General features: G+C 70.2%; 23 protein-coding genes. 11 read left to right on the top strand and 12 right to left on the bottom strand.

Annotated elements, in window-relative coordinates; all coding sequences use genetic code 11:
* Positions 1-18 precede the first annotated feature (18 nt).
* From D9T14_RS05220 to D9T14_RS05255, 8 genes are all read right to left on the bottom strand, one after another.
* Positions 19-924 (bottom strand): class-II aminoacyl-tRNA synthetase family protein, encoded by a 906-nt coding sequence (locus tag D9T14_RS05220; protein WP_119161227.1) that lies wholly within the window; start codon positions 922-924, stop codon positions 19-21.
* The gene (locus D9T14_RS05225) at positions 921-1,163 is read right to left on the bottom strand and encodes a phosphopantetheine-binding protein (protein WP_119161228.1); all 243 of its coding nucleotides are present in this window, start codon (positions 1,161-1,163) and stop codon (positions 921-923) included. Before D9T14_RS05225 ends, D9T14_RS05220 begins: the two co-directional genes overlap by 4 nt.
* A complete protein-coding gene (locus D9T14_RS05230; RefSeq protein WP_119161229.1) occupies positions 1,160-1,570 on the bottom strand; it encodes a holo-ACP synthase in 411 nt (136 codons plus the stop codon). The genes D9T14_RS05225 and D9T14_RS05230 overlap by 4 nt, the downstream gene beginning before the upstream one ends.
* Positions 1,567-3,168 (bottom strand): class I adenylate-forming enzyme family protein, encoded by a 1,602-nt coding sequence (locus tag D9T14_RS05235; RefSeq protein ID WP_119161230.1) that lies wholly within the window; start codon positions 3,166-3,168, stop codon positions 1,567-1,569. Before D9T14_RS05235 ends, D9T14_RS05230 begins: the two co-directional genes overlap by 4 nt.
* On the bottom strand, positions 3,165-4,178 hold the full coding sequence (locus D9T14_RS05240; protein ID WP_119161231.1) for a GDP-L-fucose synthase family protein: 1,014 nt from the start codon (positions 4,176-4,178) through the stop codon (positions 3,165-3,167). Before D9T14_RS05240 ends, D9T14_RS05235 begins: the two co-directional genes overlap by 4 nt.
* Entirely contained in the window at positions 4,175-5,248 is a 1,074-nt protein-coding gene (gene gmd / locus D9T14_RS05245) for a GDP-mannose 4,6-dehydratase (RefSeq protein ID WP_119161232.1), read from the bottom strand. Before gmd ends, D9T14_RS05240 begins: the two co-directional genes overlap by 4 nt.
* Positions 5,249-5,324: 76 nt before the next feature.
* A complete protein-coding gene (locus D9T14_RS05250; protein ID WP_119161233.1) occupies positions 5,325-7,712 on the bottom strand; it encodes a glycosyltransferase in 2,388 nt (795 codons plus the stop codon).
* Entirely contained in the window at positions 7,709-8,266 is a 558-nt protein-coding gene (locus D9T14_RS05255; protein WP_119161234.1) for an LbetaH domain-containing protein, read from the bottom strand. The genes D9T14_RS05250 and D9T14_RS05255 overlap by 4 nt, the downstream gene beginning before the upstream one ends.
* Positions 8,267-8,511: 245 nt before the next feature.
* On the opposite strand from D9T14_RS05255, the gene D9T14_RS05260 reads away from it, so the two are divergent.
* The 6 genes from D9T14_RS05260 to D9T14_RS05285 are packed head-to-tail and all read left to right on the top strand — an operon-like array spanning position 8,512 to position 14,528.
* A complete protein-coding gene (locus tag D9T14_RS05260) occupies positions 8,512-9,753 on the top strand; it encodes a lipopolysaccharide biosynthesis protein (RefSeq protein ID WP_119161235.1) in 1,242 nt (413 codons plus the stop codon).
* Complete coding sequence (locus D9T14_RS05265) at positions 9,750-10,343, top strand: ElyC/SanA/YdcF family protein (RefSeq protein ID WP_119161236.1); 594 nt, start codon at positions 9,750-9,752, stop codon at positions 10,341-10,343. The genes D9T14_RS05260 and D9T14_RS05265 overlap by 4 nt, the downstream gene beginning before the upstream one ends.
* Positions 10,344-10,380: 37 nt before the next feature.
* Positions 10,381-11,076 (top strand): YveK family protein, encoded by a 696-nt coding sequence (locus D9T14_RS05270; RefSeq protein WP_119161237.1) that lies wholly within the window; start codon positions 10,381-10,383, stop codon positions 11,074-11,076.
* Positions 11,073-12,425: a hypothetical protein gene (locus tag D9T14_RS13610; protein ID WP_170175723.1), complete on the top strand. Its 1,353-nt coding sequence runs from the start codon at positions 11,073-11,075 to the stop codon at positions 12,423-12,425. The genes D9T14_RS05270 and D9T14_RS13610 overlap by 4 nt, the downstream gene beginning before the upstream one ends.
* Before the next feature lie 4 nt (positions 12,426-12,429).
* On the top strand, positions 12,430-13,698 hold the full coding sequence (locus D9T14_RS05280; protein WP_119161238.1) for a DMT family transporter: 1,269 nt from the start codon (positions 12,430-12,432) through the stop codon (positions 13,696-13,698).
* Positions 13,699-13,724: 26 nt separating this feature from the next.
* On the top strand, positions 13,725-14,528 hold the full coding sequence (locus tag D9T14_RS05285; protein ID WP_126464238.1) for an acyltransferase: 804 nt from the start codon (positions 13,725-13,727) through the stop codon (positions 14,526-14,528).
* On the opposite strand, the gene D9T14_RS05290 is transcribed toward D9T14_RS05285, so the two are convergent.
* On the bottom strand, positions 14,485-16,194 hold the full coding sequence (locus tag D9T14_RS05290; RefSeq protein ID WP_119161240.1) for an alpha/beta hydrolase family protein: 1,710 nt from the start codon (positions 16,192-16,194) through the stop codon (positions 14,485-14,487). The two genes, D9T14_RS05285 and D9T14_RS05290, sit on opposite strands and share 44 nt — an antisense overlap.
* 170 nt (positions 16,195-16,364) lie before the next feature.
* Here D9T14_RS05290 and D9T14_RS05295 point away from each other — a divergent pair, with 170 nt between their 5' ends.
* Both D9T14_RS05295 and D9T14_RS05300 read left to right on the top strand, forming a co-directional pair.
* Entirely contained in the window at positions 16,365-16,787 is a 423-nt protein-coding gene (locus D9T14_RS05295) for a hypothetical protein (protein ID WP_119161241.1), read from the top strand.
* A 50-nt stretch (positions 16,788-16,837) separates the two neighbouring features.
* Positions 16,838-17,716, top strand: coding sequence for an acyl-CoA thioesterase (locus tag D9T14_RS05300; protein WP_119161242.1), 879 nt, complete (start codon positions 16,838-16,840; stop codon positions 17,714-17,716).
* A 107-nt stretch (positions 17,717-17,823) separates the two neighbouring features.
* Here D9T14_RS05300 and D9T14_RS05305 read toward each other — a convergent pair whose 3' ends face one another.
* Positions 17,824-18,747 carry a sigma-70 family RNA polymerase sigma factor gene (locus tag D9T14_RS05305; protein WP_119161243.1) on the bottom strand — a complete coding sequence of 308 codons (924 nt, stop codon included), beginning with the start codon at positions 18,745-18,747 and terminating at the stop codon, positions 17,824-17,826.
* A gap of 378 nt (positions 18,748-19,125) precedes the next feature.
* Between D9T14_RS05305 and D9T14_RS05310 the strand changes: the two genes are divergently transcribed.
* Positions 19,126-20,568: an RNA polymerase sigma factor gene (locus tag D9T14_RS05310; RefSeq protein ID WP_408634719.1), complete on the top strand. Its 1,443-nt coding sequence runs from the start codon at positions 19,126-19,128 to the stop codon at positions 20,566-20,568.
* Positions 20,569-20,874: 306 nt separating this feature from the next.
* On the opposite strand, the gene D9T14_RS05315 is transcribed toward D9T14_RS05310, so the two are convergent.
* Entirely contained in the window at positions 20,875-21,081 is a 207-nt protein-coding gene (locus tag D9T14_RS05315; RefSeq protein ID WP_374955783.1) for a DUF7455 domain-containing protein, read from the bottom strand.
* 112 nt (positions 21,082-21,193) lie between these two features.
* Between D9T14_RS05315 and D9T14_RS05320 the strand changes: the two genes are divergently transcribed.
* Positions 21,194-23,275, top strand: coding sequence for a DNA gyrase/topoisomerase IV subunit B (locus tag D9T14_RS05320; protein WP_119161283.1), 2,082 nt, complete (start codon positions 21,194-21,196; stop codon positions 23,273-23,275).
* 147 nt (positions 23,276-23,422) lie between these two features.
* A complete protein-coding gene (locus D9T14_RS05325; protein ID WP_232012542.1) occupies positions 23,423-24,742 on the top strand; it encodes an MFS transporter in 1,320 nt (439 codons plus the stop codon).
* Here the strand turns inward: D9T14_RS05325 and D9T14_RS05330 are convergent.
* Entirely contained in the window at positions 24,699-25,613 is a 915-nt protein-coding gene (locus D9T14_RS05330) for a 2-dehydropantoate 2-reductase (RefSeq protein ID WP_119161246.1), read from the bottom strand. The two genes, D9T14_RS05325 and D9T14_RS05330, sit on opposite strands and share 44 nt — an antisense overlap.
* Between the last annotated feature and the right edge of the window lie 377 nt (positions 25,614-25,990).

A 25,990-nucleotide genomic window follows, 5' to 3' on the forward strand; every position in this document is an offset into this window, starting at 1 on the left:
AACTGGTCGTCGTCTGGTTCAGTTCAGCTGCAGCATCCTGCGCACCGGGGCGGGCCAGTCCACTGTGCGCATGCCGTGCGTGGCGAACAGGGCGATCGCGACCCGTTCGATGCCGAAGCCCGCGCAGGCGGTGTGGGCGGGTTCGCCGTCGGTCTGGCGGATGCCGAAGCTGTCGGCGAAGTGCGTGCGGTGCGCGTTCGCGCTCGAGATCGCCGTACGGCGGTCCGGGTAGAGGGCGATGCTGATCTCGTTCTTCATGCCGGAGCGGCGCTGGTTGGCCGCCAGCATGACGCCGATCCGCCCGAAGAAGGGATCGTTCGCCCGGTCGCTGGCGACGTCCAGGCCGAGCTCGCCGAAGAACCCCATGAGCAGCTCCAGCCAGTCGGCGCGGAAGGACTCGGCCCCCTCGGCCGACCCGAGGTAGACGTACTCGCAGATCCGGAAACTCACCATGCGCATCGGGTCCTCGCTGGGCTCGTGGCGGAAGCACCAGCTGCGGCAGGCGACGATCACCGGGCCGGCGAGCGTGCCCGCGTAACGCGGGTAGACGTTCTCGCAGGTGGCCGGGACGAGCGTCATGCCGCTCGGGGTGAAGTGTCCGGTCCAGTCGGCGCCGGCGTCGACGTCCCGGACGAGGGCACGGTGCTCGGCGTCACCGCCGCCGAAGACCTCGACCTCGCCGACCAGGTGCGGGAACGAGCGCGGGTAGTCCGTGGCGGTGAACTGGGCCGCGTCGATGAGCGGGCCGAAGGCCATGACCGGGGTCCCGGCGGGCGCCTTGTCGAAGTAGGCGCGCCAGATCCCGTCGACGACGGCCTCGAACTCCGGGCCGTGGCCGTCGATCCCCGGGCGGGGACCGGGGAGCAGGTGTCCGGCGTCGCGCAGTGCCTCGCGCAGCTCGGCCTCGCCGGCGACCAGGCTCATGACAGCGCCTCGATCCGGGCCGTGATGGCGCTGATGGAGGCCATGGTCTCCGGTGTCATCTGCTCGGGCGGGAACTCGATGTCGAGCCGGTCCTCGATCTCCAGCAGCAGGCTGACCGCCGCGTGCGAGGTCAGTCCCGCGTCTGCCAGCGAGGCGTCCGCGGCGAGGCTCATCGCGTCCTCGTCCAGGTTGCCCACCGCGGCAAGCGCCTCACGTACCGTCCGTTCCGTACCGCTCATTGCTCATCCCTGTCTGTTCTCGGGCCCGCCGGCCCCTCATCCGTTCTGGCCACGGCCACTGCCGCAGCGCCCGCGTGGCTGATGGACACCTCGACCGGCCCGTGCCCTGATGACCGCCACCAGGCGAGCAGGTTCCCGGTGAGTTCGACCCGGGGCGGCCCTCCGACACCGGTCACCACGATCTGCGTCAGCGCCGCGGCCGCGCTGGGCGGCGGCCGCAGCGCCTTGAGGACGGCCTCCTTCGCCGCGAAACGCCCGGCCAGGTACTCGCGCATGCGCCGCGGGCTCATCGGCGCCGTCTCGGCCTGCTCGGCCTGCGCGTAGACCCGGTCGAGGTAATGCCTGCCGTGACGCTCAAGGGCGTCCGCGACCTCGCAGATCTCGACCATGTCGATGCCGATGCTCATCGTGCCACCGTCCTCACCCGGTGCTCGCGGGTCCAGGCCTGACCGTCGACGTCACGCCGCAGTTTGCCGGCCGGGGTCAGCGGCAGGGCGTCGACCCGGGTCAGGCGCATCGGCACCTTGTACGCCGTGAGCCGCTCGGCACACAGGGCCAGGGCGGCTGCCGGATCGGCCTCCGCGTCGGGGGAGGCCGTGAAGGCGGCTAGGAGGATGTTGACGCCCGGTGTCGTCTCACGGGCGTAGACGAAGGCCCGTCCGATGCCCGGCACGGTCTCGAGCACTCGCTCCACCTCGACGGGGGAGAGGTTCTCGCCCTGGATCGAGATGATCTCCTTCAGCCGCCCGTGGACGTAGAAGAAACCCTGCTCGTCCATGCTCACCAGGTCACCCGTGCGCAGGAAGCCGTCGGCGGTGAAGGCCTCGGCCGTGGCCCGCGGGTCGTTCCAGTAGCCGCCGAAGACCAGGGGCCCGCGCAGCTGCAACTCGCCCTGCTCGCCCGGGCCGAGCTCACGTGCCGGATCGGCCGGGTCGCAGACCCGCACGTCCAGGCCGGGCAGCGGCACCCCGCAGCTGCCGGCCGGCACCTGCTCGGGATCGGGCAGCGGCATGAGCCCGTAACCGCAGGACTCGGTCATGCCCCAGCCGTTGGCGGGCGGGCAGTTGCTGACCCGCAGCCACGCCTCGACGGTGCGCTGGGACTGGGGCAGGCCGCCGGTGGCGACGTAGAGATCGTCGAAACGCACACCGGCCCTGGCCGCCCCGGCCGCGATCGCGTCCAGCAGCGGCGGGACCGTGGACATCTTGCGGGGCGGGCGCTCGGCCGCGGCCGCCAGGACCGCGGCGACGTCCCCCTTCCGGAAGCCGACGAGTTCGACGGCGCGGGACAACCCGCTGAACAGCTGGTCGGTGAGCGCGAAGACGTGGTGGAGCGGCAGCGTCAGGTAGTGCACGCCGTCACCGCGGCCCTGGTTGCGGAAGAAGTTGAGGTTCTGGTCCAGCGCGTGGCCGATCATCCGGTGCGTGACCGGCACCCCCTTGGGCCTGCCGGTCGTCCCGGAGGTGTACAGCAGCGCAGCGGTGTCCTCGGGCGCCGGCCTGGGATGATCCGCGGCGAGCGGCCCGTACGTGAGCAGCCGGTGCCAGTCCGGGCTGTTCCCGGCCGGCGAGGCCCCGTCGATGGCGACGGCCCGCACGCCGTCCGGCAGCCGGTCGGCGAGCCCGGCCTCGACGACCGCGAAGCGGGCGCCGTGGTTCTCGAAGAGGCCTGCCAGTTCGTGGGCGGTTGCCGCCACGTCGTGCTCGACGACCACCGCGCCGATGCGCAGGGCAGCCAGCAGCGCGATGAGATGCTCGGGGACGATTTCGGCGATGACGGCGACCCGGTCACCGGGCCGCACCCCCTCGGCGACCAGGCCGGCGGCGAGGCGCGGATACGCCTCGCCGAGCCGGCCGTAGCTGAGGGCGCGCCCGCCGCTGCGCAGCACGACCCGGTCGGGATCGATGTCCGTCAGCCCGAGATGGGTCACGACGTCATCGGTGACCGGTGGCAGCACGTGGGCGATTCCCGGCGGGTAGCGGTCGACCCATGGGCCGTTGATCATGCCCGCCCCTCGCCGGCCCGCTCCTGGTTCTCCGCGTCGAGGTCGCGGAAGCTCTGCCGGTGGTCCCGGTACCAGGCGACCGTGTCGGCGACGCCCTCACGCAGGTCGTAGCGGGGCCGCCAGCCCATGCCGGTCAGCAGGCTCACGTCGAGCAGTTTCTGCGGGGTGCCGTCCGGCTTGGAGTCGTCCCAGACGACCTCTCCGGTGTAGCCGGTCGCCTCGGCCACGAGCTCGGCGAGCTCGGCGATGGTGCAGTCCCTGCCGGTGCCCACGTTGACCTGGCTGGGACCGTCGTAGTGGTCCATGAGGTACAGGCAGGCGTCGGCCATGTCGTCGACGTGCAGGAACTCGCGGCGGGGCCTTCCGGTGCCCCAGTTCGTGACGCTCGTGGCGCCACTGGTGACGGCCTCGTCGTAGCGGCGGATCATGGCCGGGAGCACGTGCGAGCCGACGAGCGCGAAGTTGTCGCCCGGGCCGTACAGGTTCGTCGGCATGGCGGAGATCCACGGCAGGCCGTACTGGCGGCGCACCGCCTGGACGCCGATGATCCCGGCGATCTTGGCGATCGCGTAGGCGTCGTTGGTCGGTTCCAGGTGCCCGGTGAGCAGGCTGTCCTCGGTGATCGGCTGGGGAGCCAGCTTCGGGTAGATGCACGAGGAGCCGAGGAACAGCAGGCGCTCGGTGTCGTGGGCCAGCGCGGCGTCCATGACATTGGTCTGGATGCGCAGGTTGACCGACAGGAAGTCGACCGGGTACGTGTTGTTGGCCATGATGCCGCCCACCTTGGCCGCAGCGAGGAAGACGTACCGGGGCCTGGTGGTCTCGAAGAAGGCGAGGACCGCGTCGCGGTCGGTCAGGTCCAGTTCGGCGTGGCCGGCCCCGATCAGCCGGCTGAAGCCCTCCTGCTCCAGCCGGCGCCAGATCGCCGAGCCGACCAGGCCGCGGTGGCCGGCGACGTAGGTGACCGCGTCACGGTCGATCGGAGCGGGGGTGTGGTCCGCCTGGGTCATGCTCGCGCCTCCACTGTCTCGGTCGTGTACTCGACGCGCGGGATCTGATCGGCCCAGGGGGTCTGGGGGACGTCGATCCACGGGTCGGTGTGGTGGGTGAGGATCTGGATGTCCGCGTCCACCATGATCTCTGCCAGGCGCCTGGCGTCGACCTGGGCGTACCAGCCGAGTTTCTCGTGTGCCTTCGTCGCGTCGCCGATGAGGGCATCGACCTCGGTGGGGCGCAGATAGCGCTCGTCGAACCGCACGTAGTCACGCCAGTCCAGGCCCACGTGACCGAAGGCGTACCCGAGGAACTCGCGTACCGTCGTGCCCCGGCCGGTGGCCAGGCAGAAGTCCTCGGGTTCGTCGGCCTGCATCATCCGCCACATGCCCTCGACGTACTCGGCGGCGTAGCCCCAGTCGCGGATCGAGTCGATGTTGCCCATGTAGAGCTCGTCCTGCTGGCCGGCCTTGATCGCGGCCGCGGCCCGCGTGATCTTGCGCGTCACGAAGGTGCCGCCCCGGCGCGGGGACTCGTGGTTGAAGAGGATGCCGTTGACCGCGAACATGTCGTAGGCCTCGCGGTAGTTCTTGGTGACCCAGTAGCTGTACATCTTCGCCGCCCCGTAGGGCGAGCGCGGGTACATCGGTGTCGTCTCGTTCTGCGGCGGCGGCGTCGCCCCGAACAACTCGGATGTGGAGGCCTGGTAGAAGCGGGCCCCGATGCCGGACTGACGCACGGCCTCGAGCAGCCGGACCGTACCGACGCCGGTGGTGTCGGCGGTGTGCTCGGGCTCGTCGAAGGAGACCCGCACGTGCGACTGGGCGGCGAGGTTGTAGACCTCCTCCGGGTTGATGTCGTGCAGCAGGGTCACCAGGCGCGCCCCGTCGGACAGGTCGCCGTAGTGCAGGAACAACCGGGCCGCCTCGTCGTGCGGGTCGCGGTACAGGTGATCGATGCGATGGGTGTTGAAGCTCGAGGACCGGCGGATGAGCCCGTGGACCTCGTAGCCCTTCGAGAGCAGGAGCTCGGCCAGGTAGGAGCCGTCCTGGCCCGTGATGCCGGTGATGAATGCGCGCTTGGGCATATGGGGTGTCTTTCGGTAGAGGGTGATCATTCTTCTGGGCCGCTACGGGCCGCCGAGGGCCCGGGCGGTTCGTGCATCAGTGACTGGTCATCCGGGACAACCACCCGCGCACGGTCGCGACGGCCGCGTCCGCGGTGAGGTTCTCCTGGACGAAACGCCGGGCACTGCGGCCGGCCTCCTGACAGCCAGCAGGATCTGCGGCCGTCCGCTCGATCGCATCGAGCAGGGCAGCGGGATCGGCCGGGGGGACGACCGTGCCGGCACCAGCGGCCGTCATCTCGGCGGCCGTGGACGAGTCGGACTCGGTGGCCGCGACGACTGGTTTGCCGCTGCGGAAGTAGGTGGTGAGTTTGCTGGGCACCGCCATCTCCCGAAGGCCCGGCTTCTCGTTGACGACGAGGACGTCGCCGGCCGACAGGATCGCCCGGTACTCCTCGTCCGGCAGCGAGGGCACGAAGACGAGGTTCCGCACGCCGGCGCCGTAGGCCATGAGCGCCTCGCGGCGCGAACCGTCGCCGACGAGCGCGATGAGCGTGTCCGAGCCGGTCCGCTCGGCGTGCCGCGCCACGTCGACGAGGTTCTCCAGGCCCTGCTTGGCGCCCATGTTGCCGGTGTGCATGGCCACGAGCGGGGCATCGCCGAAGTACTGCCTGCGCAGGCCGGCGGCCAGTTCCTCGTCGTGCCGCCCGGCGTCCACGTGGGACCAGTTGCGGCAGACGGTCACCTTCGCGGGGTCGACGCCCAGCACGCTCACGACGTGATCGCGGAACCGGGTGTGGATGACGAGCACGCCGTCGGCGTGGCCGAGCACCCAGGACTCGACCCGGGTGAGCAGGCGCGAGACGAGCCCGGCCTTCTCGATCTCGGCGGCGCCGGAGGAGTAGAGGTCCTGCACCCACACGCCGACCGGCCTGCCGCTGAGCCGGGCGCGGGCCACGACGCAGGCCGTGGCCAGCAGGGCCGGGCTCACGGCGACGACGGCCTGGGCCCCGCGCCACGAGCTGGTGACCGCACCCGCGCCGAAGCTGATCTCCTGCCAGACGCGTCCCAGGCCATGGCCGCCCGAACCGATGTAGTGACGGATTCGTTGCACACCGATGCCGTTGACACGTTCGCGGCGGCGCAGGCCCCGCATCCCGGTGAAGTTCGACCAGGAGGGGTAATGGGGCACCCCGGTGATGACACGCACCCGGTGACCGGCCGAGGCCAGCCGCTCGGCCATGCCCGCGGTGTAGGGGGCGATGCCGGTGCTCTCGGGCGCGTAGTTGATGCCGACGAACAGCACCCTGCGCGGATCGGGACGCCGGCCGGTGCCAGCCGAGCTCCCGGAGCGTCCGGCGGCCGGGGCGGTCAGCGAGTAGGCCTCGACGAGCCGCTGGGCGATGGCCGGCATGCCGAAGACCTCGCTGGCCGTGGCGTAGGCGCGTTCGCCGGTGGCCCTCCGCTCGGCCGGATCGGCCAGCAGCGTGCGCACGGCGTCGGTGACCTGCTCGACCGAGGCGTCGGTGACGATGCCGGCGCCGTGCTCGGCGACGGCGGGAGCCAGTCCGCAGCTGTCGGTCACCACGACCGGCAGGCCCTGGCTCATCGCCTCCAGGACGCTCATCGGGTAGGGCTCGTCCACCGAGGGCAGCACGTAGACGTCGGCCTCGGCCATGGCCCGGATGCCCTCGGCGTGCGTCGCCGGGCCGTGCCAGACCAGGCGGTCACCGAGCCCGGCCGCCGCGATCTGGGCGCGGACCTGCTCGCCGATGCCCTCGTCGGGGCCGATCATGACGAAGCGCGCGGTGCTGAACTCCGCCGCCAGACGCCGGGCCGCCTCGACGAAGGTGCCGGGGCGCTTGCGCTCCTGGACGCGCGCCAGGTAGAGGACGGTCGGGTCACGGTCGGGGTCGCGCTCAGGCGGGGAGCCGGGCACGAGGACGCCGTTGTGCAGTTCGGCGAGGCGGAGGCCGTCGCCGAACAGCGACCGCAGGTCGTCGTGTTCGCGCGGGGTGAGATGGAAGACGCGGACGCAGTCGCGCAGCACCCTCGCGGTCATGGCCGCATCGAGGGGGGCCGCCAGCGGATTGTCCGAGGCGTCGATCATGCCGTGCGTCATGGCGTGCACCGGCACCCCGGCGCGCTGGGCGATCCGGGCCGCCGGCAGCGTCACGAGATCGCGCGCCAGGTGGACGTGGACGACGTCGAACGAGTGGACGTGCCGGGTGAGCCAGCGGTGCAGGGCTGGGCTGGCCAGGCCGGCGAAACCGGCCCCGGGCAGCACCCGGCGGCCGGGAAAAAGCCGGACGGGCACGCCCTCCCAGCTGCTGGGGAAGGCGCTCTCGAAGCCGAGGCCGACGGCGGCCAGCGTCACCTCGTGCCCGGCATCGGCCAGGACCCGGCACTGGTTGACGGCGACGGTCGTGGGGCCGCCGTAGACGTTGTCCGGACTGACCACGGCGACGATCTGGAGGATCCTCACCGCACCCTCTCCTCGGACCTGGGAGGAAGAATCCTCGCGCGGTCAGGGACGTCCCTGGTCACCAGGGCAGTCGCACCCACCACCGCGTCCGCGCCGATGGTGACCCCGCGCAGCACGGTGGCCCGGGCGGCGACCCAGCTGCCAGGGCCCACCGTGATGGGGGCCAGCTGGATCTCGAAGCGCGGGTCGTCGGCGTCGTGGGAGGCGGTGCAGAGCATGGCCTGCTGGCTGATGCACACATCGTCGCCGATGGTGATGCGGTCCAGGTCGAGCAGATAGGCGCCGACGCCGATCCAGCAGTCCCGCCCGACGGTGAGCTTCCACGGCCAGTGGATGCGGACGCCGTGACGGATCAGCGTGCCGCGCCCGATCCTCGCGCCGAAGGCGCGCAGCAGGCGCGCCCGCAGCCAGGGCGGTACGAGCACCGAGCGCTGGATGGGGTCGGCGACGAGGACCCATGCGGCGCACATGAGTCGTCCACGGCCCTTGTCGTAACCCCGGCCGGTGAACTCGGCGAGTCTGTGGCGGTACTGCGGGACGGTGTTTTCTGTCATGGTGAGCGGTTGACTCCTCAGCTGGCTCTTAATTCATTGATCGCACACAGTTTTCTCAGGTTGCGTAGTCCTGTACATGTGGAACATATGATTTTCTAAGAAATATAGGCGCTAACATGGCCCACGGAACATTCCCGGAGACCACCCCTCAATGGTCGATGGGTATCGTCCGATCTCACCCCTGATTTCATCCCCTACCGTCCCCTGATCGTGTTGGTGAGCGCAGCTGAACGAGGAGTTCTCGCATGCGAAGTGCATCCAAGGCCTTCGGCTATGGACTGTCGATGATCCTGCTGGCACTGGCCTCCCTCATGGTCATCCCTGCTCTTATCCGGGCTTCTGGTGATGCGGCCTACGGTGCCCTCAGCGCGGGCCAGGTCATCGGCTCGGTCGGCGCGGTCGTCATCGGTTACGGCTGGGGCATGGCGGGTCCGGCGATCATCGCCCGTACTGACGCGGACGGGCGCCGCGCCGAGTACGTCGAGGCGATGCGCGCCCGGCTCTTCCTGTGCCTGCCGGTCTGCCTGGCCTGCTGCCTCATCGGCGCCTTCGTCGCCGGCCCGGGCATGCGGGCCTTCGGCGCGATCGGTGCACTGGCGCAGGCCCTCGTCGGCATGAGCGGCCAGTGGTACTTCGTCGGCATCATGGCGCCCTACTGGTTTCTCGTGGTCGAGACCGTCCCGCGAGTCCTCGGCACGCTGACCGGCTGGTTCGTCATGAACACCGCCGGTGCCAGCGCCGTGGTCGGTACCGGCTGCCAGTGCCTGGGCATCGCAGCGGCCATCGTCTGCAGCACCGCCTATATCTTGGCCAGGCTGCGCCGCGAGGGCGCCGCCGTACGTGCGGCGCGCCCGGTCCACGTCGTGCTGCGCGAGAAATTCGACGGAGTGGCCGCCTCGATCACCAATGCCGTCGTCCTGTCGCTGCCGATGGTGCTCGTCTCGTTCGTCAACCCGGCCGCCCGCCCGATGTTCGCCTTCGTCGATCGGGTGCAGCGTCAGATCATGGTGGCTCTCACGCCGCTGTCCACGGTCATGCAGGGCTGGGTGCCGCGCGGGGACCGGCGCAGCCGCGGCCGCAGGGCCCTGCTCGTCATGATCCCGTTGTGCGCGCTCATCGTCGTGGCCGTCATCGTCCTCGGCCCCTTCCTCACCGACTACCTCGGGGACGGCGTCATCCGCCCAGGTGCCCTCATCATCGTGCTCATGGCCCTGTTCGTGGCGCTCGGCACCTACGAGACGGTCCTCGGACGCGCCGTGCTGACCGCCTTCGGCCGCCTGCGCCGCATCACTCGCGCCAACCTGGTCAGCGGTCTGCTCGCCGCCGTCGCCGTCGGTGTCGGCGTCCACCTCTGGGGGGCCGAGGGCGCCCTGATCGGCGTCGTGCTCTCAATGCTCGTGCGCATCGTCGATGAGTACTTGGGCGTGCGTCCTGACCTGGCCTGGGCCGGTGCCGAACCCGCAGTGGAGGAGGTGCCTCGGTCATGAACCGGGAACGCATCGGACGGGGAGCCCCGCGCGGGCCCGGGCGGTTCCGCCGCATCGGCTGGGCCATGGCCGCGGCCCTCGCGCTCGTCCTGGTCGTCCTCGACGTCCGCTACGTCGCCTACCCTCGGCAGGACGTGGCGGACGGCCGCGCGGACGTGCTGTTCGTCCTGGGGCCCCACGACAGCGGCCGGGTCGACTACGCCCTGCAGCTCATGGACGGGGGCGCCGCCGACGAACTGGTCGTGTCCACCCCGAGCTTCGGCTCGGTGTTCCAGCCCGAGCCGAGCACCTCCTTCTGCACCGACGAGCACCCCTATCCGGTGACCTGTTTCGTCCCCGAGCCCTCCACGACGAGGGGCGAGGCCGCTCAGCTGGCGCGCTGGCGCACTGAGAGAGGCTGGGACCGGGTCATCGTACTGACGACCCGCCCCCATGTGAGCCGGACCCGGTACATCATGGGCCAGTGCGCAGGGGGACCGGTCGCCGTCTGGTCCTATGACGGGGCCATGACCCCCCTGGGCTGGGCTTACCAGTTCGCCTACCAGGGCCTCGCCTTCATCAAGGCCATCGCCATGGGGGAGTGCCGGTGATGCGCGCTCTCCGCCCCACGACCGAAGGAACCGAACAGTGAAGACCCCAAGAATCCTCCACGCCGTGCGTGCGCACTGGGTGATCGTCCTCGTCGTCGCGGTCATCGGGCTGCTCGGCGGTACCGGCTGGGCAGTGTTGAGCACCCCCAGCTACTCCTCGACCGCCTCGCTGCTCGTCGGCGTGGCCGATCCGGCCGAGGGCGCGGATCAGACCTACCTGTCCTCGACCCCCACCATGATCTCCAACTCGATGAGCACCTACTCGTCCCTGGCCACCTCCGGTGCCGTCCTCAACGAGGTCAGCACCCGGCTCGGCCTGCACCAGCCCGCGGCTGAGCTGGCGGAACGGATCAGCGCCACCGTCCCGCTCAACGCCACGATCATCGAGGTCACCGCCACCGGAGAGGACCCGGACCGGGTCGTCGAGCTGGCCAACACCACCGTCGAGGTGCTCGGGGAGGAGATCGTCAACACCGGTGTGAAGCAGAGCTCCGGTGACCCGGCGCTCAAGACCGTCCGCATCCAGGACGGCGCCGACAAGGTCACCGAGAACAGCACCGATCCGCTGACCGGAGGGGCCATCGGCCTGCTGGCCGGCCTCGTCCTCGGCACCGTCATCGCCCTCGTCATCGAGTCGGCCCGTGGTCGCGGACCGGACGTCCCCCAGGCCCGCCGCGGCCATCCCGGCTCGGCTCACCAGACACATCATCAGGAGGTTGTGGAATTCTTATGAAGACTTCTCGACGATTCTTCCTCGGTGCCGGCGCGGCCGGTGCCCTCGCCCTGGGTACGGCCGGTTGCGGGGCCCAGAACTCCCGGGCCCGATCCGATGACGGGGCCGCGTCATCGGGCTCGTGCCTCTCGTCGGCCGACCCCGCCGCATCCGACAACGCACCGGGCCTGTCGGCGACGGGCCCCGGCGACCAGGGCTCCGGGTCGCCGGTCCTCGACGCGGGCCCCGCGGCCCCGGACGGCGCCGAGACGCAGGGCGGGGGCGGCGAGAACGCGGCCGACACCGAGTCGCCGGACCCGGGTACCGCCCGGGGGGCGCCCGACGAGCCCGAGTACGCCCCGGTGACCGGCGAGGGACTCACCGCCACCGGGGTCGACGACACCGAGACCATCGAACGAGCGGTGCGCGAGGGACTGACCCTCGGCGAGGGCGCCTTCGTCTACCGCGGCTCCGGCATCGACGTGTCCTCCCCGGTGCTGCGCGGTCTGGGCGCCGGCCGGACCTTCATCACGATCGACTCGGACTACCTCATCGACTCGAACCAGCAGTGGGGCTCCCTGTTCGTGGAGGGCATCAGCTTCACCGGCGGGCGGGCGGTCATCCGGAACCGCTACCGGGGCGCCAACGTGACGACCATGCATGTCGTGCGCAACTGCCGTTTCGTCGGATACGAGGAGAACGCCATCTGCCACGCCTCCTCCGACATGCCCTACTGGAAGATCACGCAGAACTACTTCTCGGCGGCGAGCTCCGAGAACTCGATCGCCGTCGCCCTGCCGGGCCTGACCGACGGGACGACGATCTCCGACAACGCCTTCGTCAACAACCGCGTGCACATCAAGCTGGGTCGCGGCGGCAACAATGCGCACATCCAGAACAACGACTTCGTCCAGTCGACCTCGGGGAGCAACCGGGTCGCGGTGTGGATCGTGCCCGGCGACAAGGCCGTGAACGCAGGATCGGGTCTGCTCGTGGACGCCAACAAGTTCGGCAACGAGTTCGCCGACAGCACCGATCTGCGCATCGCCTACCTGGATCAGGACGGCGACGACTTCGCCCGGGCGATGCCCTCGGACGCCATCTCCAGCGGCTACATCTCGGGGCACACCATCACGGGCTGCAACTTCGCCGGCAACAGCGGAGGCTACGAGGGGGCCGTCGTGTCCGCCACGCCGAACATCGTCGACTGCTACATCGGTCCCATCACCATCTCGGGCGGCACACCGTCCTGCGTGCTGGCCTTCCGCCAGTCCCCGAGTGAGGCCATCCGGACCAAGATCGGACCCGTCCAGGGCGTCGAGGGCATCGTCTTCTGCAACGCCGGCGATATCGTCACCCGGATCGGGTGAGCCGATGCGGCTGACCATCGACCGTCTGCCGGTCCTCATCGTCGGGGTCCTCTTCCTCGTCTGCCTCCCGGTGGCCGAATGGGTCGTCAGGCAGCCCTCCGCGGGTCAGCGGGGTCCCTTCGTGAATGTCTGGCAGGTCTACGATCACGACGCCGCCGTACGGCTGGTCGCCGCGATCGTGGTCGGTGCGCTCATCGCGCTCGTACTGCCCCTGGGCAGGGGTCTGACCCTGGCCGAGATCACCGAACGCACCCGCGAGCCCGTGGGGCTCCTCACGCCCCTGTGGGTCTGGCTGGGTCTGGCCATCATCGCGGCGAACGCGCTGTCCAAGGGCCGCTATCTCTTCTTCGCCACCGAGTACCTCATGACCTGGGCCCCGCACATGGTGGTCGTCGTCGCCGGGGCGGTCCTGCCGGTGCTGCCGATGCTCGCCGGCCTGATCGGCCGCCGGCATCCGGTCCTGGGTCTGGTCTTCCTCGCCGCCTCGGTCGTCTTCATGTTCGGTGCGGCCACGCGGGTCCTCTGTGGCGTCATCGTGCTCTACCTGCTGGGGCGGGTGCTCGGGGGACGGCCGGTGCCGTGGTGGGGCTGGCTGGGCGGACTCGCCTTCGCGCTGTGCACCCTGCCCATTCCGCTCAACAACCGCGGGCAGGCGACGCACGGCCTCGTCCCGTACTGGGAGGCCACGACCGGGCTCGTCACCGACCCGGACTATCTGTCCTCGATCGGCAGTACCTTCGCCGAGAACATCGCCTTCATCGTTCCGCTGGTCATCTACTGCTCGAAGGTGCCGTGGATCACCCTGGAGCACCTGCTCGTCGAACTGAACCCCCTGCCCTCTGGGATGGCCGGGTGGCCGGAGATCGCCGACGAGATGCGCGTGCACACCTACATCCCGTTCTCGGCGGTGGGCGAGTGGGCCTCCCTGTGGGGCATCGCCGGTGTCATCGGTTCGGTCGTTTTCTTCGGTCTGCTCACCAGGTGCTGCCTGCTGTCGCTGGGGCGCAATACCAATGCCACGATGCCGGTCGCGCTGGCCGCTGGTATCGCACTGGGTGTCATCGCGGCGGTGCAGTTCTGCGAGTACAACACCCGCATGACGATGCGCATCCAGGACTTCCTGGTGGCACTGGCGGTTCTCGAACGCATCGCGCGACCATGGGTGGACGCGGCCCAGGCCAGACTGGCCGGGTCAGGCGCCGGGCCGGGTGGCGGTTCAGGGTTGCCGCCGCCCCAGGACAGCACTGTCGAGGCCCCGATTCCGATACGCTGAGGAACACCTGAGAGGAGCGTCCCCGGATGCCTGCTTCACGCCCCCTGACAATGGCGCGGGCCCTGGTCTGGCTGCTGCCGGCCTGCGGCACGAAGAACCGTCTGCTGACCCGCCTGGGTCACCGCGTCGCCCTGACCGCGTACGCCGCGCCGAATCTCGTGTGGGACGTCGACGAGTTCACCGTCGGTGACGACGCGATGGTGCTCGCCGGGAACACGATCCGCCATCTCAGTGCCGTCGAGATATCCGATGGCGCACTGCTGGCGAAGTTCAATCTCATCTCCGCCCATCCCACCTATCGGGCCCACTATCCCGAGCCGAACGGCCTCTTCCTCGAGTCCGGCGCCAAGGTGCTCAGTCGTCACCAGCTCGACTGCTCGGCTGCGGTGCGGGTGTGCTCCTTCGCCACAATCGCCGGTCACGGAACGAATGTCCTGACGCACAGCGTCGACCTCGCGCGTGACGCCCAGGCCGCTCACCCGGTGACCATCGGCGAGCGCAGTTTCATCGGCACCCGTTGCCTGCTGCTCGGCGGCGCCGAGCTGCCCCCGCGGTCGGTGCTGGCGGCAGGATCCACTCTGCTGCGGGCCCGGGGCGAGGAACAACGACCCGAGGGGCTGTACGCCGGCAATCCGGCGGCCTTCAAGAAGCGGGTCGACGGCGCCTGGTTCCACCGGCGCCACCCGCACACGAACGACCTCTACGTGCCCAGTACCGGCCAGACGATCAAGGCGAAGGAGGAGCAGCCTGCGCAGGGGCCGCCCGTGCAGGGGGTGCGTCGCCTGCTCAGGCGTCTGCTGCCAGGAGCCCTGCGGCGGCGTCCAGGATGATCCGGCGCGCCCTGGCCCGCGAGGCCTGGGCGAGCAGCGAGTGATCGAGGGCGTGCTCGTAGCTGTAGGTCACCGCCCGCCCCTGCCCGCTGAGCCGGGTGACTGCCTCGCCTCCACGTTCTGTGCGCCAGTGCGGGGCATCGTCCGTGCCGATGTGCAGCTGGACGGCCGTCGTCCGCGGGATCTGCCCGAGCAGGACCGCCGCGTCGTCGAGCACACCGATCCTGGCCAGGCACGTCCAGACCCGTCGGGGCATCATCCGCAGCAGGCGCTGCCGGATGGACTTCGCGGTTCTCTTGGCCCGCTGGTAGCCGGTCTGCCCTCCGGCGGCGTCCTCGGCGGTGAGTGGCCGGTCGACGTGCAGATGCCGCAGGTACTGCTTCAGCCAGGGGCCCTCGAGGACGTTGCGGTAGTGGTGCGCCCGCGGATTCCAGCCCGTCGGGTTGAGGATGACCATGCGGTCGATCCGCGCGGACCTGGCGGCGCGACCGAACAGCCACATGCCGATGCACGCGCCGACGGCCATGACCGGCACACCCGGCGTGCTCCGGGCCAGTGCACGAAGGGCACTGACGCAGTCCATGACGCCCTGGTCGTTGAACGGATTCGGCTCGCCGTCGGTGACGCCGGTGTACGCATCGCCCTGGTCGGTGCGCTCGCAGCGCAGACTGGCGGCTCCGACGGCGGCGAGTTCGCGTGCGCTCTGCGCCCACAGCCCGGTGCCCCCATCGCGTGGCTCGCCGCCGATGCTGGTGAAGACGACGGCCAGCCGGGGCTCGCCGACCGGGCGGGTCAGGACACCGGGCAGGCCGTCGACGCTCACGAACTCCTCGCTGATCGCCACACCGTCGCGGATGGTGCGCACCGACCAGGTCGGGGAGAACTCGACGGCGCCGGCTGCCCCGCGCGGGACCATCGCGACGATCTGGTCAATGCGCGTCCACGGCACCCTGGCCAGATGCGGCGGGACGGCGTACAGGCGCTCGGCGAGCTCGCGGTCCTCCTCCCTGATCACATGCGTCCTGGGGCCCTGCCCGGCCGGGAGACGGAGCCGTCTCAGCTGCGCGGCCTGCTCGCTGGTCCAGCGCCGGCCCGGCGTCTCGACGACGCCGGGTTCAGGTGCGACCTGAACCGAGAGGCTGCGCAGCAGCTGCTGCTCGCGCAGCTGGTGACGCCCATCGATGGGTTCCCAGCTGATGAGCCGTTCCACGGCGCCGGTGCGGGCCGCGATCGTGCAGCCCAGCCGCAGACCCAGCGTCGTCACCGGGCGCCCGGGCAGGAGCCGGGCGGCGTAGCGCTGCACGCGGGTCAGGTCGGCGCACCAGGCCTCGGCCGGGTCTGCCGCCTCATCGAGCTCGGGGGAGTCGCCGTCACCGCGCCAGGCGAAGCGCACGGCGACCAGCCCGGCGCGGGCGCACGCGATCGCCAGCGCCCGCAGGGTGCGGAACGTGGTGACGGACTCGCGGCCGACCGGGCCTGCGATGACGACGACCCCGGTCGCGGTTCCCGTACCCGGGGTGTGCACCCAGGCCGCCAGGCGGTCGTCGGCGTCGCCGATCCAGGTGGGGCACCCCTGCACCCCGGGCCGCGGAGGATCGGGCAGCGAGGTCTTGCGCTGGGTCTGGGGGCGAGCAGCCTCCTCGCCCTGGGCGACGTTCTCGGACACGGGCGATTCCATTCATCGGCGTGGACACAGGGATGATGGGGCGGAGTTGACACGCGTGCCAGCATTCGCGCATGACAAGTCACGATCCTACGCCATCCGGTGCGCCGAGCCGTTGCCCGCTGGTCTGGGAGTGCGGCACGATGGGGGCGTCCCCTATCCCAGGAGGTCCCATGGGTGCAAGTGATTCCGCGCAGGAGGCCACCGGCCCGCGGCGCATGAGCTCGCTGTTCTCGCACGGCAGGAGAGCGGCGGCCAGGTCGGGCGAGCTGGCCGGCGAGTGCGCCAGGGTCGTGCGGGAGAAGGGCGGGGCGTTCGCTTCCTCCGCCGCCGCCAGGCTCGACAAGGGGCTCGACGCCGCAGTCGACAACGGGGCAGCCGCCTTCAACCGGGCGCGCAGGCGCTCCGGCGAGGCCATCGACAGGATCGACGCCTGGTCGGTGAGGGTGGGGCGCAAGGCCACGCACATCAGTGACCAGGTGGTCGATGCCTCGAGTGATCTGGGCGAGCGGATCTCCGAGCGGGCCGAACGCCTCGGCAGGCGTATCCAGGACGCCGTCGAGGAGACCGGGCAGGGCGAAGACCGGGCAGGGTGAATCACAGCCCTGGGCCGACCCCGGTCCCCGTACCGTGGCAGAGTTGGACCATGCCGGCAACAACAGCTGAACTCGTCGACCTGCTGCGCCTGACCCAGGAACCCGACAGCGTCTTCATCGGACGCCACCCGCGGACGCTGATGCAGCGCACCTACGGCGGGCAGGTGCTCGCCCAGTCCCTCATGGCCGCCTACAGCACCGTTCCCGAGAGCAGGGTCGCGCACTCCCTGAACTCCTACTTCATCCGTCCCGGCCAGGCGGCCGGTGACATCGAGTACGTCGTCGAGCCGCTGCGTGACGGGCGGACCTTCTCGGTGCGCCGCGTCACCGCGCTGCAGGACGGCCGGACGATCTTCACCGGTTCCTACTCCTTCCACGAGATGGAGGACGGGCTCGACCACTCCGATCCCATCGCTGCGCAGGTACCGCCCCCTGAGGAGTGCCCCGGTTTCCTCGACATCAGCGAGGAGCGCTACGGCGCCTCGCCGTTGTGGCACGAGTGGGACGCCCTCGACGTGCGGTTCGCCGGCGACTCCAGCAAGGGCGGCATCATCGAACCGGCCAATCACCCGGCCCACATGCGTGTCTGGGTCAAGACGACCGAGGCCCTGCCCGCCGACAAGAACGCCATCCACCAGGCCGTGCTGGCCTATCTGTCCGACCTGACCCTGCTGTCGGTGACGGTGATCCCGCATTCGGTCACCTACATGTCGCCGCACCTTCAGGTGGCCACGCTCGACCACATCATGCACTTCCACCGGGCCGTCCGTGCCGACGAGTGGCTGCTCTACGACATGCTCTCGCCCTCGGCCTCCAACAGCCTGGGTATCGCCACCGGGCGGCTCTTCCAGAACGGCAAGCTCGTCGCCTCCTGCTCCCAGGAGGGTCTCATCCGGGTGCTCGGGGCGGAACGCGAGATCCTCACCTGACCCGGACCGGACGCGCAACGGTCCTTGCGGGAACGTGCTGAGGGGCCGCGATCCGATCGGATCGCGGCCCCTCAGCGTGCGTGGTCCGAGCCGGCGCCCGCCGCGGGTCAGACCGAGGCGGTCTGCCGCAGCTGGTTGAGAGCGGCGCGTTCGATCTGGCGCACGCGCTCGGCGGTGATGCCCCAGACGGCGCCGATGTCGGCCAGCTTCGCCTGGCGGCCGTCGAGCAGCCCGTACCGGCGGCGCATGACGTCGGCGGAACGCTCGTCCAGGTCCGAGAGCATGCCCTCGAGACGGGTGCGGTCCTCGGCGTCGAGCACGAGCTCGTCGGGGCCGGGCGCCGTCTCGCGAGCGATGAGGTCACCGAGCGAGGTGTCGCCGTCGTCCTCGACAGGGGCGTCGAGGCTGACGTGCTCGCGCGAGTAGCGGATGAGGTCGACGACCTTCGACTCCTCGACACCGAGCTCTTCTGCGATCTCGGCCACCTCGGGCTCGCGCCCCAGATTGCGTTCCAGGTTGCGGCGCACCGCCAGGATCTGGTTGACCTGCTCCGCCACGTGCACGGGCAGTCGGACGATCCGGCCCTGCTGGGCGATGCCACGGCTGATGGCCTGACGGACCCACCAGGTGGCGTAGGTGCTGAACTTGAAGCCCTTCGCGTAGTCGAACTTCTCGACCGCGCGGATCAGGCCGGTGTTGCCCTCCTGCACGAGGTCGAGGAGCGGCATCTGAGAGCGTCCGTACTTGCGGGCCACGGAGACCACCAGGCGCAGGTTGGCGCGCACGAAGTGCTGCATGGCGCGCTCACCCTCCTCCGCGATGAGCTCCAGCTCCTCGCGGGTGGCATCGCTTGAGGTCTCGGCGTCCCCGCGCAGGATCGCCTGGGCGTACTGACCGGCTTCGATGAGTCGAGCGAGCTCGACCTCTTCGGCGGCATCGAGCAGCGGCGTCTTGGCGATCGACTCGAGGTAGAGACCCACCGAGTCCTTGCCGTCGATGCCGTCGTTGCTGCGTGCGCGAGTTTTCTCCATCGGTTCCCTTCCGTCGTCCCATAGTGTCCAACAACGCGGTGGGTGAAAACCATTCCAGTTGCCAGCGAAAAATTGAAAAGAGGCACAACCGCGGGTAAAGCTGCGACCACGGTCTGATGCCCCAGGTACTGCGGCCCGACGCCGGTCCCAGGTGCTCCGGCCTTGTCAACCCAGCACGAGTCCGCGCCAGGACGGCGCCGTGGATCACAGTGATGGAACGATAAAGCATCTCGTGGGCTGGTGCCCGGCCGCTGCCATTTGTTGCCGGGTGTCACACTTGGGGGGTGGCGTCCTCTTGACGCACGCAGCCATGAGTATGCCGTGAACCCGGGTTCGCACCGGGTTCGTCGAACGCTTCACTAGCTGGAAAGGTCCCCCGTGACGGCTCGCACCAAGAACCCGGCCCAGACCTGCGAGGACGCCGACGCCGTGTCGGCCGAGAAGACGACGACTCGCACCCGCGCCAAGAGCGCCGCAGCCAAGACCACCTCGGGCAGGCGAACGGCGAAGAAGAAGCTCGCCTCGCCGGAGGCCGCGGCTGCGGCGGCCACCGCGAAGAAGTCCCCCGGTACGCCTGCGGAGGCCGGGGCGGCGAACAGGAAGAGCACGGCCAGGTCCGGCAGGAAGACCAGGAGCACGACGAGCAAGGCCGCCCTGACGAAGGCCATGGCCGGCAAGACCGAGGGCACCGCTGAGGCCGATGGCATCGAGCTGACCTTCGAGCGCGACGGCGACGACATCGTGGTGCGCGCCGGCGGCAAGAAGCGCAGCCTCGACGACGTCGACGAGTCGGCCTTCGATCACAAGCAGGCCGAGAAGGACGAGGCGGAGCTCAACGAGGACACGGGCTTCAGCCTCTCCGACCAGGACGACGCCGACGAACCCGAGCAGCAGGTGACCGTGGCCGGCGCCACCGCCGACCCGGTCAAGGACTACCTCAAGCAGATCGGCAAGGTCGCCCTGCTGAACGCCGCCCAGGAGGTCGACCTGGCCAAGCGCATCGAGGCAGGCCTGTTCGCCGACGAGCAGCTCACCCAGCACCGCGACAAGATCAAGGCCGGCGACATCGATGACTTCGAGTGGATCGCCGAGGACGGCCGTCGCGCCAAGAACCACCTGCTCGAGGCCAACCTCCGCCTGGTCGTCTCACTGGCCAAGCGGTACACCGGCCGCGGCATGCTCTTCCTCGACCTCATCCAGGAGGGCAACCTCGGCCTGATCCGCGCGGTCGAGAAGTTCGACTACACCAAGGGCTACAAGTTCAGCACCTACGCCACCTGGTGGATCAAGCAGGCCATCACCCGGGCCATGGCCGACCAGGCCCGCACGATCCGTATCCCCGTCCACATGGTGGAGGTCATCAACAAGCTCGCCCGGGTCCAGCGCCAGATGCTGCAGGACCTCGGCCGCGAACCCACGCCCGAGGAACTGGCCGTCGAACTCGACATGACACCGGAGAAGGTCATCGAGGTGCAGAAGTACGGCCGCGAGCCGATCAGCCTGCACACCCCGCTGGGCGAGGACGGCGACTCCGAGTTCGGTGATCTCATCGAGGACTCCGAGGCCATCGTCCCGGCCGATGCCGTGAACTTCACGCTCCTGCAGGAGCAGCTGCACGACGTGCTCGACACCCTGTCCGAGCGCGAGGCCGGCGTCGTCTCGATGCGTTTCGGCCTGACCGACGGCCAGCCCAAGACTCTCGACGAGATCGGCAAGGTCTACGGGGTGACGCGCGAGCGCATCCGCCAGATCGAGTCCAAGACCATGAGCAAGCTGCGTCACCCCAGCCGCTCCCAGGTGCTGCGCGACTACCTGGACTGACCGCCGGCCACGATGCCCGGATCCGCCGCGGGGGGCTCGTGGTCCGGGACGCGAGGCCCCGTCGGCTCGGTCACTCATGACACGGGATCAGCTCCGGAGGGTGTCATCACCCCTTGTCAGCGGTCACCATCGGTCCGCCGCCAGCGGTGACGCCGCCCCCGGAGCATGACAGGACATCACGCCCACAGCGGCTGCCCCGGCCCCGGGCACCTGAAACCACACCTCTCAAGGAGGCGGGGAGCATCAGGCAGGGCGGATGGTCCTGGGACGGGTTCTCGTCCCGGTCGCGGGGGATCGGCGAGGCGGTCAGCCCAGGAGCGAGGTGTCGCCCTCGAGACGGACGGCGACCTCTTTGATCTTCTCGGCGTGCGCGCGGGCGTGGTGCGCGCAGAACAGAAGCGTGCCGCCGCTCGCAAGGCCCACCCTCAGATGGGCCTGGGCACCGCATCGGTCGCAGCGGTCGGCTGCGGTCAATTGGGTGTTCTCAACAACAGGCGTGCTCACGGTCACCACAGTACGCGCCGCGCACAACCGGCGGGCGGCTTGCGGCGAACCGGTGCTGCTGGCCTGCCGTTCACCGGGATTGTTGGTGCCCGCCGATAAAGTTTCGCTCGTGCCGACCACGATGACCCGCAAGAAGTCCGACAAGCCCGGGACGCCGCGCTCCTACGGCGCGAAGAACCTCCTCGTCCTCGAGGGGCTCGAGGCCGTCCGCAAACGCCCCGCCATGTACATCGGCTCCACGGACACGCGCGGCCTCATGCACTGCCTGTGGGAGATCATCGACAATGCGGTCGACGAGGCGCTCGCCGGTTTCGGCGACCGGATCAGGGTCGAGCTGCGAGCCGACGGGTCGATCCACGTGGCCGACAGGGCCCGGGGCATCCCCGTCGACATCGAGCCGCGCACCGGCCTGACCGGTGTCGAGGTCGTCTTCACCAAACTGCACGCCGGCGGCAAGTTCGGCGCCGGCTCCTACGGCGCGGCCGGTGGTCTGCACGGCGTGGGCGCCTCGGTCGTCAACGCCCTGAGCTCGCGCCTCGACGTCGAGGTGGACCGGGACGGCGCCACGTGGGCGATGAGCTTCCAGCGCGGCATCCCCGGCGTCTTCGACGGCGACGGTCCCGACGCCGCCTTCACCCCGGGCAGCGGCCTGCGCAGGCTCGGCAGGGCGGGCAAGGGCGTCACCGGCACGCGCGTCACCTACTGGCCCGACCGCCAGATCTTCCTCAAGGACGCCCAACTGTCGGTCGAGAAACTCGTCGAGCGGGCCCGCCAGACCAGTTTCCTCGTGCCCGGCCTCGAGATCGTCGTCGACGACGAACGCGGCCCCGAGCCGGTCGTCGAGTCCTTCCGGCACGACAGCGGCATCAGCGAATTCGCCGACTTCCTGAGTACCGGCGAGCCCATCACCGAGGTGCTGCGCCTGCAGGGATCCGACTCGTTCGTCGAGACCGTCCCGGTCCTCGACGCCGAGGGCGCCATGACGCCCACCGACGTGGAACGCCGCCTCGACGTCGACATCGCCGTCATCTGGGACAACGGCTACGACACCGTCGAGCGCTCCTTCGTGAACATCATCGCCACCCCCAAGGGCGGCACCCACGTCCAGGGCTTCGAACGCGGCCTGGCCAGGGCCTTCGCCGCCGGGCTGGACGGCACGCGCCTGCTCAAGTCGGGCGACGACGTCACCAAGGAGGACATCCTCGAGGGCCTCACGGCCGTCATCACGGTGCGCCTGCCCGAACCCCAGTTCGAGGGCCAGACCAAGGAGGTCCTCGGCACCCCGCCGGTCACCCGGCTCGTCGCCAGGATCGTCGAGGACCAGATGGGGGAGTACCTCAACTCCACCAGGCCCGCCGTGCGCGCCCAGGCCCGCACGCTCATGGAGAAGGTCGTCAACGCCTCGCGCGCCCGCCGCGCCGCTCGCGCCCACCGCGAGAACCAGCGCCGCAAGAACGCGCTCGAGTCCAGCTCCATGCCGCCCAAGCTGAAGGACTGCCGCAGCGCCGACGGCGAGCGCAGCGAGCTGTTCATCGTCGAGGGCGACTCGGCCCTGGGCACCGCGCTGCGCGCCCGCGACAGCGAGTTCCAGGCCCTGCTGCCCATCCGCGGCAAGATCCTCAACGTGCAGAAGGCCTCACTGGGCGACATGCTGAAGAACCTCGAGTGCTCCTCGATCATCCAGGTGGTCGGCGCCGGCTCGGGCGCGAGTTTCGACCTCGACCAGGCGCGCTACGGCAAGGTCATCTTCATGGCCGACGCCGACTCGGACGGCGCCCACATCCGCTGCCTGCTGGCCACGCTGTTCTTCCGCTACATGCGCCCGATGATCGAGGCCGGCCGGGTCTACAGCGCCGTCCCGCCGCTGCACCGCTTCGAGCTGACCAACCCGAAGAAGGGCATGGACAAGTACATCTACACCTACTCCGATCCCGAGTACCAGCGGAAGATGGCCGAGCTGACGAAGAAGAAGATCCGTTTCAAGGAGCCCCAGCGCTACAAGGGCCTGGGCGAGATGGACGCCGACCAGCTGGCCGACACGACGATGAACCCCCGCCACCGGATGCTGCGGCGCATCACGATCGACGACGCCGAGGCCGCCTCCAGGACCTTCGAGCTGCTCATGGGCAATGAGGTGGCCCCGCGCAAGGAGTTCATCGTCGCCGGCGCCTACCAGCTCGACGAGGACCGCATCGACGTGTGAGCCGGTGTCCGGCCACCGGGACACGGACCCGGCCGGTGGCCCGGCCCGTAGCCTGGGGCGGTGAGCTCAGCCAGCACGCCGGCCCCGGACGGGCCCGCCGCATCCCCAGCCGTCGTCGCACCGCCCAGGACCGCCTCGCGCGCCCGCGTGCTGGCCTGGGCCCTGTGGGACTGGGGCACCCAGCCGTGGAACACGGTCGTCACGACCTTCGTCTTCTCCGTCTACCTGGTCGGCCCCTCCTTCGGCTCGGCCAATCACACCGCCTACGTGCAGTCGGTCTGCATGACGGTCGCCTCCGTCGCGATCGCCCTCATCGCGCCCGTGCTGGGCCAGAACACAGACCGCACCGGCCGGACGATGAGCACCCTGCGCGTCCTCACCTGGGCGGTGGCCCTCATCAACGCCGCCCTGTTCCTCATCGCCGACGAGCCCGCCTACCTGTGGGCGGGCTTCATCATGCTCGGCCTGGGCACGGTCGCCTCCGAGGTGGCCGGCTCGGTCTACAACGGCGTCATCGACCGCGTCTCGACGCCGCAGAACGTCGGCCGGGTCTCCGGCCTCGGCTGGGGCATGGGCTATCTCGGCGGCATCGTCGCGCTGCTCATCATCTACCTCGGCTTCATCGCGCCCGACGTCGGACTGTTCGGCGTCACCACCGAGCACGGCATGGCGGTGCGCACCGCCATGCTCCTGTGCGCGGTGTGGACACTCGTCTTCACCATCCCGACCTTCCTCGCGCTGAGGGACGACCCGGCGCCGCGCGGCGAGCGGCTCGGCGTGATCGGCAGCTACCGGGCCCTGCTCGCCACCGTCGCGCGCCTGTGGCGCCAGGACCGCCACATCGTCTGGTTCCTGCTGGCCTCGGCCCTGTTCCGCGACGGGCTGACCGGCATCTTCACCTACGGCGGCGTGCTGGCCCGCAACACCTTCGGCTTCAGCGCCGGGCAGGTCGTGGTCTTCGGCGCGGCCGCGAACATCATCGCCGGCGTCGCCACGATCTGCTCCGGCCGCCTCGACGACCGGGTCGGGCCCAGGGCGGTCATCGTCGGTTCGCTCGTCATGCTCGTCACGCTGGCCACCGCGGTGTTCGTCCTGCACGCGAGGGGCAGCGGCGTCTTCTGGGTGCTCGGCCTGGCGCTGTGCGTCTTCGTCGGGCCGGCCCAGGCCGCCTCGCGCAGCTATCTGGCGCGCATCATCCCGCCGGGCAGCAGCGGTGAGATCTTCGGTCTCTACGCGACGACCGGGCGGGTCGCCTCGCCGTTGGCCCCGCTCATGTTCGGCCTGTGCGTCGGTCTCGGCGCCCGCCTCACCGGGGCCGAGAACACGCAGTACTTCGGCATCATCGGCATCGCCGTCGTACTCGCCGCCGGTCTGCTGGTGCTGCTGGCCCTGGTGCCGCGGGTCGCGGCCGGCGCGGGACTGATCAGCCGGCCTGGGCCCGTCCCAGGCGCAGCACCTCGTACATGAGGTCGTGCAGGGGGACCGGCACGCCGGCCTCGTGGGCGAGTCGGACGATCGCGCCGGTCTGCGGGTCGAGTTCGCTGGGGCGGCCGGCCATCAGATCGCGGCACAACGAGGCCGTGCTGCCGGCCGGCTGGCGGGCGTTGAAGGCCATGGTCTCCTCGACCGCGTCCTCGCCGACGTCGATGCCGTGTGCCCGGGCCACGGCGGCTATCTCGGCGGTGGCGCGCCGCCACAGGTCGGCCAGCCGGGGCCGGGCGAGCAGTTCGCCGAGCGTCAGTCCGGTGATGGCGCCCAGCTCACCGAGCGGGATGACCATCATGGCCTTGCGCCACAGGACGGCCCAGATGTCGTCCGGCTCGGGTGAGCCGACGCCCGCTCCCTCCAGCACCGCGCGCAGGGCACGGACCCGGGCGGTGCCTGCGTTGTCCCACTCGCCGACCTCGAGCGTCCCCGGGCCGCCGCGGCGGGCGATGACGCCGGGCCGCTCGATCATGGCGAAGATCTTCATGACGCCGGGCAGCGTGTGCCCGGCGCCGACGACATCGGCGGTCAGGCGCGGGCCGTCCACGCCGTTCTGGGTGGTGACGACGGCCGTGCCGGGGCCGAGCAGGGGGCCGGCGGCTGCCAGGGCCTCGGTGATCTGGGTTGCCTTGACGCAGCTGAGCACGTAGTCGACCGGGCCGATCGAGGCCGGGTCGTCGGTCGCGGCGGCCGGGACGGTGAAGTCCTCGTCTCCGGTCAGCCGCAGCCCGCGTGCCCGCAGCGCCTCGAGGGTGCGGCCCCTGGCGACGAAGGACACGTCATGACCGGCGCGGGCCAGCCGTCCGCCGAGGAAAGCACCCACGCCACCGGCGCCGACGACAGCGAACCTCATGGGCCAAGTCTACGGACGGGTACCGCTTGACCCTGCGGTCCCCGTGCCGGGCGGTGGTGGTGCGGTGGTCCTGCGGTTGTTGTGCAAAGTCGCGCAATGATCGCAGGGTGGCGCGAAACCGCAGGGTGAGCCGATACCGCAGGGTGTGGGGGTTTGGTGCCGGCTGGTGCGGTGGTCCTGCGGTTGTTGTGCAAAGTCGCGCAATGATCGCAGGGTGGCGCGAAACCGCAGGGTGAGCCGATACCGCAGGGTGTGGGGGTTTGGTGCCGGCTGGTGCGGTGGTCCTGCGGTTGTTGTGCAAAGACGCGCAATGATCGCAGGGTGGCGCGAAACCGCAGGGTGAGCCGATACCGCAGGGTGTGGGGGTTTGGTGCCGG

It is taken from the genome of Propionibacterium australiense, from assembly GCF_003666605.1.
In the GTDB taxonomy this organism is placed as follows: domain Bacteria; phylum Actinomycetota; class Actinomycetes; order Propionibacteriales; family Propionibacteriaceae; genus Propionibacterium; species Propionibacterium australiense.